10 protein-coding genes are annotated in these 13,253 nt (G+C 62.0%); 6 read left to right on the top strand and 4 right to left on the bottom strand.

What is annotated here, in order from left to right; all coding sequences use genetic code 11:
* The first annotated feature begins 156 nt into the window (after positions 1-156).
* Positions 157-1,038: a pseudouridine synthase gene (locus DWU99_RS18640; RefSeq protein WP_115479590.1), complete on the top strand. Its 882-nt coding sequence runs from the start codon at positions 157-159 to the stop codon at positions 1,036-1,038.
* A 98-nt stretch (positions 1,039-1,136) separates the two neighbouring features.
* On the opposite strand, the gene kbl is transcribed toward DWU99_RS18640, so the two are convergent.
* The 4 genes from kbl to DWU99_RS21120 all read right to left on the bottom strand — a co-directional run bounded on the left by kbl (position 1,137) and on the right by DWU99_RS21120 (position 8,173).
* A complete protein-coding gene (gene kbl, locus DWU99_RS18635; RefSeq protein ID WP_115479589.1) occupies positions 1,137-2,336 on the bottom strand; it encodes a glycine C-acetyltransferase in 1,200 nt (399 codons plus the stop codon).
* A 96-nt stretch (positions 2,337-2,432) separates the two neighbouring features.
* Positions 2,433-6,050, bottom strand: a complete 3,618-nt coding sequence (locus tag DWU99_RS18630; RefSeq protein ID WP_484488891.1) for a DUF748 domain-containing protein — start codon at positions 6,048-6,050, stop codon at positions 2,433-2,435.
* Positions 6,051-6,248: 198 nt separating this feature from the next.
* Positions 6,249-7,283, bottom strand: a complete 1,035-nt coding sequence (gene tdh / locus DWU99_RS18625; RefSeq protein WP_199535863.1) for an L-threonine 3-dehydrogenase — start codon at positions 7,281-7,283, stop codon at positions 6,249-6,251.
* Positions 7,284-7,447: 164 nt separating this feature from the next.
* Positions 7,448-8,173, bottom strand: coding sequence for a hypothetical protein (locus DWU99_RS21120; RefSeq protein ID WP_199535862.1), 726 nt, complete (start codon positions 8,171-8,173; stop codon positions 7,448-7,450).
* Between the two features lie 108 nt (positions 8,174-8,281).
* Between DWU99_RS21120 and miaA the strand changes: the two genes are divergently transcribed.
* The 5 genes from miaA (at position 8,282) to hflC (ending at position 13,251) form a co-directional block, all read left to right on the top strand.
* A complete protein-coding gene (gene miaA / locus DWU99_RS18615; protein WP_115479587.1) occupies positions 8,282-9,247 on the top strand; it encodes a tRNA (adenosine(37)-N6)-dimethylallyltransferase MiaA in 966 nt (321 codons plus the stop codon).
* 157 nt (positions 9,248-9,404) lie between these two features.
* Positions 9,405-9,689: an RNA chaperone Hfq gene (gene hfq, locus DWU99_RS18610; RefSeq protein ID WP_115479586.1), complete on the top strand. Its 285-nt coding sequence runs from the start codon at positions 9,405-9,407 to the stop codon at positions 9,687-9,689.
* 6 nt (positions 9,690-9,695) lie between these two features.
* On the top strand, positions 9,696-11,018 hold the full coding sequence (gene hflX / locus DWU99_RS18605) for a ribosome rescue GTPase HflX (RefSeq protein ID WP_115479585.1): 1,323 nt from the start codon (positions 9,696-9,698) through the stop codon (positions 11,016-11,018).
* A 278-nt stretch (positions 11,019-11,296) separates the two neighbouring features.
* Positions 11,297-12,382, top strand: coding sequence for an FtsH protease activity modulator HflK (gene hflK, locus DWU99_RS18600; RefSeq protein ID WP_115479584.1), 1,086 nt, complete (start codon positions 11,297-11,299; stop codon positions 12,380-12,382).
* Positions 12,379-13,251 carry a protease modulator HflC gene (gene hflC / locus DWU99_RS18595; protein ID WP_115479583.1) on the top strand — a complete coding sequence of 291 codons (873 nt, stop codon included), beginning with the start codon at positions 12,379-12,381 and terminating at the stop codon, positions 13,249-13,251. The genes hflK and hflC overlap by 4 nt, the downstream gene beginning before the upstream one ends.
* The last annotated feature ends 2 nt before the right edge of the window (positions 13,252-13,253 follow it).

Below are 13,253 nucleotides of genomic sequence, written 5' to 3'. Positions count from 1 at the left end.
CGATCCGATCGACAGCAACAAGACGGATGCCGGCCGCGCTCGCAACCGTCGTACGGAACTGCAGGTTCAGCAGTAATCCGATTACGGCAAAGCGTTACGGAAAAGCCCGGCGTCAGCCGGGCTTTTCTTTTGCCGGCAGGCTAGTCTGAGCATCGCATGGTCACCACTCGAACACCTTCGCACACGTCGGCTCGACCCAAGTTCGGTCTTGCGCGCGTCATCAGCAAGCTGGGCGTGTGTTCCCGCAGCCAGGCTGAAAAGGCCGTACGCGAGGGCAGGGTAAGTGTCGATGGACGAGTCGTGCTCGATCCGGAACGCCCTGCGGATCCCGAACGTCAGCGCATTTGTCTCGATGGCGAAGCGGTGACCGTGGCGAAGCGCATCTATGTGGCGCTGAACAAGCCGCGCGGGATCGTGGTGACCGCTGCCGATGAGCATGGACGCGACACCATTTACGAACTGCTGGCCACATCGGGCTTGCCGTGGCTAGGCCCCGTGGGACGACTCGACAAAGCCAGCGAAGGATTGCTGTTGCTCAGCAATGACAGTGCATGGGCGGCCAGGCTCACCGATCCGCGCTATCACGTTGACAAGACCTATCACGTGCAGATTGACGCCATTCCCGATCGAACATTGCTGGATCAATTGATCCATGGCGTCGAGGATCAAGGGGAGAGGCTAAATGCAAAGCGCGTATCGCTGCTTCGGACCGGTGAAAAAAACGCATGGTTGGAAATTGTGCTGGACGAAGGACGCAACCGGCACATCCGGCGCCTGCTCAAGGCGCACGGCATTAACGTGCTGCGATTGATACGTGTCACCGTCGGCGACCTTGCGCTGGGCGAGCTGGGCAAAGGCCAGTGGCGCCATCTGAGCGGTGATGAAGTGGCAAACCTTGCACGCGAGCATCACGCTGAAGATACCCTGGATCGTGCTTCGTCGCGCGGGACAACCAATACCACGCGCAGTCGCACACAACCTGCAACGTCCGTTCGATTGCGGCCTAAGGGCGCGCCGGGTCCAAAACGGCGCAGATAGTATTGCGGCGCGCTACATCTGACTTGCGCAGCAAACTCCATTTCCCATCGCATCGCGCCACATGCCGAGGATTCTCGACATGTGGCGCCAACGATTGCTCACCCGCCGATCACGCCCAGCGACCGACCGACTTTCGTGAACGCTGCGATCGCGCGATCCAGATGCTCGCGCGTGTGCGCAGCGCTCATCTGTGTGCGGATGCGTGCCTGACCCTGCGGGACCACCGGATAGAAGAAGCCCGTGACATAGATGCCTTCCTCGAGCAGCCCGGAAGCCATGGCTTGCGCCTTCTTCGCGTCGTACACCATCACCGGCACGATCGGGTGCACGCCCGGCTTGATGTCGAAGCCGGCCTTCGTCATCTGTTGGCGGAAATAACGGGTATTTTCCTGCACGCGCTCACGCAGGTCGCCTGCCGAACCGAGCATATCGAACACTTGGATTGCAGCAGCGACGACGTGCGGCGGCAGCGAGTTGGAGAACAGGTAGGGACGCGAGCGCTGACGCAGCATCTCGATGACTTCGGCGCGACCGGTGGTGAAGCCGCCCAGCGCACCACCCAACGCCTTGCCTAGCGTGCCGGTGAAGATGTCGATCTTGTCCATCACGCCGTGCACTTCCGCCGAACCGCGGCCATGCGGGCCGAGGAAACCGGTGCAGTGGCATTCGTCGATATGCACCAATGCGTTGTACTTGGCGGCAAGCGCGGTGATCTTGTCCAGCGGCGCGATAAAACCGTCCATCGAGAACGCACCGTCGCTGGTGATCAGCTTGGTGCGCGCGCCGGCGGCGTCGGCGGCTTGCAACTGCGCTTCCAGGTCGGCCATGTCGCAGTTGGCGTAGCGGAAGCGCTTGGCCTTGCAGAGGCGAATGCCGTCGATGATCGAGGCGTGATTCAGCGCGTCGGAAATGACGGCATCTTCTTCGCCCAGCAGCGGTTCGTACAGGCCGCCGTTCGCGTCGAAACACGCGGCGTAGAGGATGGTGTCTTCGGTGCCGAAGAACTCGGCGATCTTCTTTTCCAGCTGCTTGTGCAGGTCCTGGGTGCCGCAGATAAAGCGCACCGACGCCATGCCGAAGCCATGCGTATCCAACGCGTCCTTGGCTGCGCGGATCACGTCCGGATGGTCGGCCAAGCCCAGATAGTTGTTCGCGCAGAAGTTGAGCACTCTGCGGCCGCCCTGCAGCTCGATCTCGGCCGATTGCGGGGAGGTGATGATGCGCTCAGCCTTGAACAGACCCTGTTCGCGGATGGATTCGAGTTCTTGGGCGTAACGCGCCTGGCCGGAGTAGCTCATGGGGGACTGCCAAGTTGGGGAAAGCGCAATTGTCGGACTTTCCGGCGGGGGATTGAAGAGCGGAGGCCAGCCCCTGGTCCCCAACCCCCGTTTTCCTCAATGCAGGCCGAAATCGTCGCGCGTAGTCTTGCCCTTGTCGTCGATTCCCGAGGCATCCAGCTTGGGCGCGAGCACGAACACGCGGCTATCGTCGATCTTGCCGTGCATGTACTGGCGCACAGCATCGGCGCGTCGTTCGGCGAGGTGGCGCAGGGCGTCCTGATCCACGTTCACGTTGGTTTCCATCAGCTTGATCATCGTTTCCGGCGGTTGCGACTTGGTCAAGCCGATGATGTCGCGCGGTTTCTTGAAGTCGGCGTGCTTGTAAGCCTTGGCGAGGTACTTGTTGTAATCGTCCGTGCCGGGTTTCACGGGGGCAGCCTTGGCAGCCTGGCTGCCGATGTCGTCCGCTTCCTCCTTCTGCACGGCGTCGTCCACCATCACCTTGCGCAGGCCGTCCTGGTCGAGGGAAGGATCGACACGGCCGGTGATGTCCAGCTTCAGTGCCGGCTTCTTATCGAGCATCACGACGATCTGATCCAGTCGCTGCGTGGCCTGCGCATCCAGCACATTCGAACCTGGACCGAATTCCACGTAGCCCAGATCCTGCCCGCCGCCGCCCATGCTCGATGCAAGCAGGCGGAATGGAGCGGTCACCGCGCGCTTGATCAGGTTCACGAATGCCTGCCAGATCACGCCGCCGATGCTGAAATGCGGATCGTTGAGCGAGCCCGACACCGGTACGTGGATATCGATATTGCCGTTGGAATCCTTAAGCAGCGCCACGGCAAGTTTTACAGGCAAGTGGCTGACGCCTGGCCCTTCGATGCGGTCACCGAACGTCAGTTGCGTAAGGAAAATGTGGTTGTCCGCATTCAACTTGCCCTGATCAAGCTGATAGTGCACATCCATCGTCAAGCGTCCCTTGGTGATGGGATAGCCTGCGTATTTGCCGGAGTAGGGCGAAAGATGCGTGAGCTCCACGCCATCGGCCTTGGCCTTGATGTCAAGGAAAGCCACAGGCGTAAGCGGGTTGATCGTGCCGTCGATATTGACCGGCGAGTTGTCGTCCAACTGACCCTGCAAGGTGACGTCGGCGGGCTTGTCGCTGGTGTCGGTACCGAACGCTCCGATCTTGCCGGCCAACTGGGTGATGTTGGCGGTGTAGTTCGGCTTGATGAAGTTGTCGGTGTAATTGAGATTGCCGTTGGCTAGCGTGATCTGGCCGATATGAATCTGCGCCGCTGGCGCCGCTGCGGTGCTTGCTGTCGCGAGCGCGGCACCGGTGGAAGCATTGCTGGCCGGCGCAGGTGCCGGTGGAGGCGGCGGGGTTGTCGCGGCGGGTGCAGGGCCGCCTTCCGCACGCGTCACCGATACAGGAGCTTCGGCCGGATTGGATTTCACGTCCTGCAGATTGATGCGGCCGTTGCTGTTGATGATCACGCGCGCGTAAAAGTCATCGAGCGCGAGGCCACCTATATCGACCTGCGGCGCGCCTTGACCCATGCGCACCTTCATGTCCGTCGCAGCAAGCGAGTTCCATCGCACGAAGTCGTCGTTGGTGACTTTGTCCATCACACGCACGCGTCCGAGCACGATGCGCCCCTGATAGCTCGCCAGTGGCTCAGGCTTGCGATCGCGGTAGCGGGCACGTCCGTTCATGCTGAGCAATGCACTGTCGACGCGGACATTCAACGGTACCTGCGCCAGCGACTCGAACGGCGCGACATTCAGCTTGGTCGCCACGATACGCAGATCCGCATCGACCGGTTCGGGTTTCACATTGCCGTTGACGTGAAACTTGCCGTGACCGATGCCGCCGCTGAGATCCAGTTTCACCGGCTTGTGCATGTCGTCGGAAAGCCCATCGATGGCGAATTTGTCGGCATCCACCGCGACGTGACCGTCCTTGCTGGGAAGGGTTGGATCGGTCAGCGCGAAGCTACTGCCGTCAACGGCGAGGTGCGCAATGCTCCAATGCCAGGCCGGCGACGCGGCCTCTTTGCCGTGTCCCTGCGGAGGGCTGGATTTCATCAGGCCGGCGAGATCGATGGTTCCGTTTTTCAGGCGCTTGGCGTCGATCTTCAGGCCCTGCATCGTTAGGTTGCCCAGCTGCGCTGTGCTGCTCGCAAGATCGAGATGCGTGATCTCGGCTTTGAATGCCTGCCAGGCAACCGGTTTATGGCCGTGTTGGTCCAGCGCAAAGTTATTTGCCGTGAACGTGGTGCCATCCATCGTCAACGAGACGGTTTTGCTCCAGTCCGCCTTCAGATGCATGTCGCCGTCGAGCGTGCCGCTGGAAATCTCCGCATTGAGCATCGGCGGTGCCATGGCGATCAGCGGCTGCAAACCCACGCCGTTCATCGTGACGTCGCCGTCGAAACGACTCGTGCTCATGAACAGCTTGCCCGTTGCATGCACGCTGCCGCCGGCCAGTGCAGAAGTAACATCGACAGCGCCAGGGTTCGCCGAAACCGTGGAAAACGCGCGAATCGCCCCGTGCATGTTGTCCAACGATATACGCGCGGGTTTGGTGCCGCTCAAATCGGCATATTCGAACGTGCTGTTCTGCAGAGCGAGCGTTGTGATGAATGCGTCGTTGGGAGGCGTTCCCGGCGGCGCAGGCGGCTTGTCCTTGCCCATCAGCGTGTCGAAGTTGGTGCGTCCGCCCGACAGCTTGGCGTAATGCAGCTTTGCCTGGTCGAGCTGGATCAATCCGAAGTGATAGCGCGACAGCAGCGGCTCGACGTCGTCCAACACCGCGGTGCCATGACCCAACTCCAGCATGGGAGCGTTGTCATGGGTTGTCATGACAAAGTTGTCGGCCTGCAGTTGGCCGTCGAGGCGAAGTTGCTGCGTGGGTTTGGTGTCGATGAAATGCAGATCCAGCTTGCCCGAAAGCTGTCCGCTGGGAATCGCCGCCGGCAGAGGCTCGGGCACATAACCGAGATAGCGCGGCAGATCCAGGTGATCCAGTCCGAAGCTGATCACGGACTCATGGCTATCCGCAAAAGGTTTGGTTTGCCCTTCAATGCGCAGGGGGCTGCCATCGACACGCATGGCCAGCAGCGGCTGTACGAAAATATCCGTGTCGTGCGGCAGGTTTGCCAGGAATGGAATGCCGAGTTCGAACTGGTCGATGTGATGCGTGGCATTGAGCACTTTGTCGTCGAGCGTGAAGTCGCCGTTGTGCACGCTGATATTGGACAGGGCGAAACGCGCGGGCGATGCATTCGGCGGCGACGGCTTGGATGCGAAGCGCTGCACAATGTCGGTGAAATTGAATGTCTGGGGTCCGGTGCGCGTGATGTGGATCTGCGGGTGCGTCAGAGTCAGCTCGTCCAGCACAGGCGCCATCCGGAACACCGATCCCCACGATGCATTCACGACCAGTTCGTCCACGTCGACGAAGGGAGTGGTGCCATCGCGCTCGCCGATATGCAGCTTGTCGACGACAATCAGCAGCGTGTAGGGGTTGACGTGAACCGCCCCGATCGACGTCGGGCGCTCAAGCTGGGCGCTTAGTTGCTTTTCAAGTTGGCTCTTGAGAATGCCGGGCGCGATGAAGAACCCGAATAAGCCAAGCAACGCCAGGAAGATGACGATGACCAGCGCAGTGATGCGCATGCGGCGGGATCGATAAAGACCGACTGCGCGCTGGCGCCCGGCCTCCATCAGTGCATTGGGTGATGACTTCCGGTTTGCCATGCCGTCGATGCTCCCGTGACATCGCGGACCGACCGTGCCCGGCGGTAGCCGTGCACCTCCCTAAACAATCATGTCGGCACGCCCGGGCGGAGTGTAACGTGCGGCGTAGGGAATTGCGCAGCACGCTGCCGGCATTTCGCCTGTAGCGTGCTGCGTCTATTCAGTTCAGTGCCAGGAACAGACGACCTTGCCGCAGCTGCCGGCATCCATCAGGTCGAAACCTTTCTGGAAATCGTCGATGTGAATCTGGTGTGTCAGCACCTTTTGCAGCGGGAAGCCCGTCAGCACCATCTGGGTCATCTTGTACCAGGTCTCGTACATGCGGCGACCGTAGATGCCCTGCAGCGTGAGGCCCTTGAAGATCACGCGATCCCAATCGATGCCCGCACCCTTCGGCAGGATGCCCAGCAGCGCGATCTTGCCACCGTGGTACATGCCATCGAGCATATCGTTGAAGGCGCGCGGGTTGCCGCTCATTTCCAGGCCCACGTCGAAGCCTTCCATGTGAAGGTCTTTCATCACGTCCTTCAGCGACTGGTTGGCGACGTTCACCACGCGCGTGGCGCCCATGTCGGCGGCGAGCTTGAGGCGGTAATCGTTGACGTCTGTCACTACGACGTTGCGCGCGCCCACGTGCTTGGCGATGCCCGCGGCGATGATGCCGATCGGGCCGGCGCCGGTGATCAGGACGTCTTCGCCGACCAGGTCGAACTCCAGCGCACAATGCGCGGCGTTGCCATAGGGGTCGAAGAACGCGGCCAGCTCCGACGGAATCTGATCCGGAATCGGCCACAGGTTCGATGCCGGCATCGTCATGTATTCGGCGAACGCGCCATTGCGGTTCACGCCGATGCCGATGGTGTTGGGGCACAGATGCTGGCGGCCCGCGCGGCAGTTGCGGCAATGGCCGCATACGATATGGCCTTCGGCGGAAACGCGGTCACCGATCTTGTAGCCGGTGACGCCGGGGCCGATTTCCACGATGCGGCCGACGAATTCGTGACCGATCGTGAGGCCCGGCTTGATCGTGCGCTGGGACCACTCGTCCCACTTGTAGATATGCAGGTCGGTACCGCAGATGGCGGTTTTCTCTAGCTTGATCAGCACCTCGTTCGGACCGACTTCCGGTACGGGCACTTCTTCCATCCAAATGCCTTTTTCGGCGTGGCTCTTGACCAAGGCTTTCATTGTTTGCGGCATGGGGCACATCCAGGGGTGGGGCGGGGAGCACAAGGCGCTAATTATAGAGCGGCCCCCCCTGTGCATGACTTGACGCGCTGCGGCATCGGCGACACCGGCGCAGACGTGAGGGTTTTTGCTGATCAACGGAGAAGGTGTTGGCGCGCAGGTTTACAGCAGGCCCTTCAAAGATCCAGTCGGTCGTAGCTGCGCGTGAACACGATGGGGTCTTTCAAATCCGACGTCGTCCACGTTTCCGTGACGGTCAGATGATGTCCGTCGGGCGAGCGCATCCAGGTCTGGTCCAGCCGCGTGCCATCGCCGAAGTCCATGGACACTTGCATGCCATCGTGCGTCAGTTGGGTCTGAACGTGTGCGCTGCCATTGAGCGCCTGGCGCGCGACGCCATCGAATTTGGTATCCAACCGATCGGTGTTGTTGAAATCCACCCGCATGCCAGCGCTGTTTTGTTGCACGTTCAGCAGTGCATCATTGGCAAACAAGGGAGGCGTAGGGTCCTTGGCCGGCTTGCCGCTGCCGCCGCCCGATGAGCTTTGGCTGTCCTGATTGCCATGCCTGCCGCCGCCCATGCCATGGCCACCACCGCCTCCCATCCCACCGCCGCCCATGCCGTGGCCGCCGCCGTGACCCATGCCGCTCGGAGCAGGGTTGCTGGCCGTCGCGCTCGAGCTGGCTCCGGCGGGACGCGAAGAAGGTGCCTGCTCGCGTCTGCGCTCTTGATGCAAGCGTTCGGTAATGACAGCTGCGCTGTCACTGGCGCGGTCGTTGAGTTGCCAGATACCGCTGAAGTCCTGTGTCGCCGACGCCATTTGCGCCGTGGCGTGGCCCGCATAAATCGATCCGGTGACCATCAAGGCGAGCAGAGGGCGATTCGATTTCGATGGGAGCATGGGATGTTCGTGGGTTCGAGTGCTTCCGGTTTCAACGTATCAACCAGATGAACGTGCACACGTGCGCAACGGGAATCGCAAAACGAGTTCGCCAATTACAATGCCGCGATGCCAGCCGATCACCGCCCACTTGCCATCTTCCTGATGGGCCCGACCGCGTCGGGCAAGACGGCGCTTGCTTGCGCCTTGGGCGAACGCTTTCCGCTCGGCCTGATCAGCGTCGACTCCGCGCTCGTCTATCGCGGCTTGAATATCGGTGCAGCCAAGCCCGACGCGGCCACCTTGGCGCGTTACCCGCACGAGCTGATCGATATTCGCGACCCGGCGGTGCCTTATTCGGCGGCCGATTTCAGTGCCGATGCGCAAGCGGCCATGCGGCGCATCGGCGATTCCGGCCGCGTCCCCTTGCTGGTCGGCGGAACGGGTTTGTATTTCCGAGCCTTGCAACGCGGCCTGTCGAGCTTGCCCGAGGCCGATGCCGAGCTACGTGCGCAATTGGCCGATGAAGCGACGAACATCGGTTGGGATGGCATGCATCGCCGGCTGGCCGAACTCGACCCGGCGGCGGCGTCGCGCATCAAGCCGGGCGATGCCCAGCGCATCCAGCGCGCCCTGGAAGTGATTGCCCTTACCGGCAAGCCGCTCAGTGCCCAGCAGCAGGGTGGTCGTAGGGAGCCTTTTCCCTGGCGCGTACTGAAACTTGCCCTTCTTCCGGAGGACCGCACACCCTTGCACGCCCGGATTGCCCACCGTTTCGACGATATGCTGCAACACGGCCTGCTAGATGAGGTGCGCGCGTTGCGCCAGCGGGGCGATCTCAAGCCGGATCTCCCGGCCATTCGGGCGGTGGGCTACCGTCAGGCCTGGGAGCATCTGGACGGCCTCTACGGGGCCGCCGAATTGCGTGACAAAGGCATTTTCGCCACCCGGCAGCTGGCCAAGCGCCAGATCACGTGGCTGCGCAGTGAGCTGGACGCCCGGAGCCTCGATCCGGAGCGCTCCGACCTCATTTCGCGTGCCGCCGGGGCGGTGGGCCTGTTCCTGGACCTGCCCAACGGCCCTATTTCTTCGTGAACGGTGTGACTCAGTTTTGTTATCTCTTTGTCATAACTTACAAAACTCTTTCAACCACGATTTAAAAGCGGTTAACATTCAACCGAACTTGGGTCGGGGCGCCGTTTGGCTCCAAATTTTTTTCCGACCCATCCGTTGGACGAGGGGGAGAACAAAAATGTCAAAAGGGCAATCCTTGCAAGATCCATTTCTGAATGCTTTGCGCCGTGAGCGCGTTCCCGTCGCCATCTACCTGGTCAACGGCATCAAGCTGCAGGGCACGATCGAGTCGTTCGATCAGTTTGTGGTGCTGCTGCGCAACCAGGTGAGCCAGATGGTTTATAAACATGCCATCTCCACCGTGGTGCCGAGCCGCAACGTGCGCGTCGGCAACGGCCACGAAGGTCATGACGGCCATGAAAGCCACATCGAGGCGCACGCGTCGGCCGATAACGAAGGTTGATTCACTCTGTTCGATAGGCAAAAGAAAGGCGAACGTGCCGTATTGGTCCTCCCGCATTCACGCAGCGGGAGCGATGCAGAGGAGCGGGCAGAGGAATTCGTCGAGCTGGTGAAGTCCGCTGGTGCCGAGGTGCTGGCGGCGATTCCCGCGCGCGTGGAATCGCCCAACCCCCGTTACTACATCGGTACCGGCAAGGCGGAGGAAGTCGCCGAAGCCGTGCGCGCCCTGGAGGCCGACCTGGTCCTGGTCGACCATCTGCTTACACCCGTGCAGGAGCGCAACCTCGAAAAGCTGCTCAGCACGCGCGTCGTCGATCGCGCCGGCCTGATCCTGGACATCTTCGCCCAGCGCGCCCGTTCCCACGAAGGCAAGATGGAAGTGGAACTGGCCCAGCTGAAACACCTGGCGACCCGCCTGGTGCGGGGCTGGACCCACTTGGACGCCCAGCGCGGCGGTGCCATCGGCAACCGCGGTCCCGGCGAAACCCAGCTGGAAACCGACCGCCGACTGCTGGCCGAGCGCGTGAAGATGCTCAGCAAGCGGCTGGAAAAAGTGCAGACCCAGCGCACCCAGCAGCGTCGTGCACGCCTGCGTAATACCGTGCCGCGCGTGGCCCTGGTGGGGTATACGAATGCCGGCAAGTCCACCTTGTTCAACAAACTCACGCAAGGCGACGTCTACGCCGCCGACCAGTTGTTCGCCACGCTCGATCCCACGGTGCGCAAGCTGGATGACCTGAGCTGCGGTCCCGCCGTGCTGGCCGACACCGTGGGTTTCATTCGCGAGTTGCCGCACGATCTGGTCGCCGCCTTCCGCGGCACGCTGGCCGAAGCGCGCGATGCCGATCTGCTGCTGCATGTCAGCGATGCTGCTGACGAAGAGCGCGAGCGTCTGCATCAGGTGGTCGACGACGTGCTGGAGGAAATCGGCGCCGGGGACATGCCGCAGTTGCATGTAATGAACAAGATCGATCTGACCGGCGGCGAGCCACGCATCGTGCGCGATGCGGAAGGCGTTCCGCAGCAGGTGTGGATATCCGCGGCCGCCGGACAGGGGCTCGATTTGTTGCGCCAGGCGCTTGGCGAAGTGCTCGGTGGCGAACGGGTGCGATCCGAACTGCATCTGCCGCTGTCGGCAGGCCGCCTGCACGCCAGGCTGCGTGCGGCCGGTGCCATCGCCGAGGAAGCCGTCGACGAAGCCGGCTGGCGTTTGCGTATCGATGCCCCACGTAGTGTGTTGGCGCCGCTTGCCGGCGGACACGGGGCGGATATCGAGCTGCTGCGAGGTCTGCTCGGCAGCCCTGACTCACTCCCGGACGTACTCAACTAATCTCACTTCATCCTGTTCGTCATCGACCAGCTCCGCTGTCACGGAGCGACTTGCCGCTGGCCGGCATGACGAAAAGGACAACGGAGCAGCGCGGCAAATGCTCTCCGGATCGCCGGCCGCAGCCCGCCTTTCACCCGTCTCTGTTAGAATGCGACCGTTTGTGCATGGCCCCATACCCGGGTGCTTGCACTCCCATTAGCCGTCACCATGTCCCATCTTGCACAGAGCGTTTTCCGGCCGTTGCTGCCGGCCTCCCAGCGGCCCCAAGGAGACTGACCATGGCCTGGAACGAACCCGGCAACGGGCAACGCGATCCGTGGAACAAGAACAAACGAAGCTCCGGCGGCAAACCGGGCGTTGAGGCTGCACTCAAGGATGCCTTCAAGCGCTTCAGCAAGCTGGGTGGCCCGGGTGGCATCGTCACCATCGTCGCGGCCATTGTCCTGGCCTGGCTGTTGTTGACCAGCTACGCCGTCATCGGCGCGGGGCAGGTGGGAGTGGTGCAGCGATTCGGTGCCTATGCGCGCACCATCGGTCCCGGCTTCCATCTGAAGCTTCCGCTGCCCATCGAAACCGTGCAGCCGGTCGCGACGGCGCGTGTGCGTGCGATGTCCGACCAGGTTCGCATGCTCACCAGCGATGAAGACATCGTCTCGGTGGATTTCAACGTGCAGTACCAGGTCGTCGATCCGCAGAAGTATCTGTTCAACACGCGCGATCCGGACGGCACGCTCAACGAAGCGGCGCAAGCCGCCGTGCGTGCCGTGATTGGCATGCAGCGCATGGATGACGTCCTTACCGCTCAAAACGACGGCACTGCGCCCGCACCTGCCTTGGGCGCTTTGCAACAGCAGGTGCGCGAACAATTGCAGAAAACGCTCAACGCCTACGATTGCGGGCTGCAGGTGACCGACGTCAGCTTCCAGGCCATCACGCCGCCGCAGGAAGTGAAGGACGCCTTCGACGACGTCAATGCCGCGCGCCAGGATCGCCAGGGCGCGATCGATCAGGCCCACGCGAACACCAGCCAGGAAATCCCCGCCGCCAACGGCGATGCCAAGCGCATGGCTGCCGACGCCGACGCCTACAAGGCCGAACGCATCGCGCACGCACAGGGCGATGTCGAGCGCTTCAACCTCATTCTCAAGGAATACAAGGCCGCGCCGGATGTCACGCGCCACCGCCTGTGGCTGGAAACGATGGGAGAAATCCTTCGCGTCAACAACAAGGTGATCGACGGCTCCGACGGACGCACCGTGATCAACATCACCAACGGCGACACGCAGCCCGCCACCAATCTGCCCGGCGTCGGCACCGTGGCGCAGCCCACTAGCGATGAGGCGGAGAAGGGGAAGCAGCCATGAAGACCACTGCTGCGATCATCATCATTCTGCTTGTGCTGCTGGGCATCAACAGCTTCTACGCGGTGGAAGACGGCCAGTCCGCGTTGGTGCTGCAATTCGGGAAAATCCTGCGCACCGACAAACAGCCGGGTCTGCACGCCAAGGTGCCGTTGCTGCAACAGGTGCTGACGCTCGACGATCGCATTCTTGCGTTCGACGGCACGCCCCAGCGCTATGCCACGTCGGATAAGCAAAGCATCAATGTCAACTATTACGTGAAGTGGCGCATCGCCGATCCTGCCGGGTACTACCGCGCCACCAACGGCGACGAGCTGCAGGCCGGCCAGCGTCTCAGCCCCATCGTCAGCAATGCGCTGCGCAGCGCGGTCGATACGCGCTCGTTGCAGCAGCTGGTTGCCAGCGGTCAAAGCGATCTGGCTGCCAGCGCGTTGCAGCAGTCCAATGAGCAGGCGAAGGGATTGGGCGTATCGGTGCTGGACGTACGCATCACCGGCATCGAATTTCCCGACGACATCAAGGCCGCGGTCTACAAGCGCATGCAGACCGAGCGCCAGCAGCAAGCCGCGGTCATCCGTGCCGACGGCAAGCAGCAAGCCGAAGCCATCAAGGCCGATGCGGAAAGCCAGGCGCAAATCATCCGCGCGGACGGCGAGAGCCAGGCCGAAAAAGTGAAGGGTGAGGGCGATGCGCAAGCCGCGCAGATCTATGCGCAGGCGGCATCGCAGGATCCGGATTTCTTCGCCTTCTACCGCAGCCTGGAGGCTTACAAGCAAGCCTTCGGCGACGGCAAGGGCACCATCATCCTGAAGCCCGATTCCGAATTCCTGCGTTACTTCGGCAATCCGGCGCCGGCGCCGGCACGGCACTGACG

It is taken from the genome of Dyella psychrodurans (assembly GCF_003363265.1).
Classification (GTDB): Bacteria; Pseudomonadota; Gammaproteobacteria; order Xanthomonadales; family Rhodanobacteraceae; genus Dyella_B; species Dyella_B psychrodurans.
The sequence above is the reverse complement of the archived record's forward strand: the minus strand, read 5'-3'. Positions and strand labels throughout refer to the sequence as shown.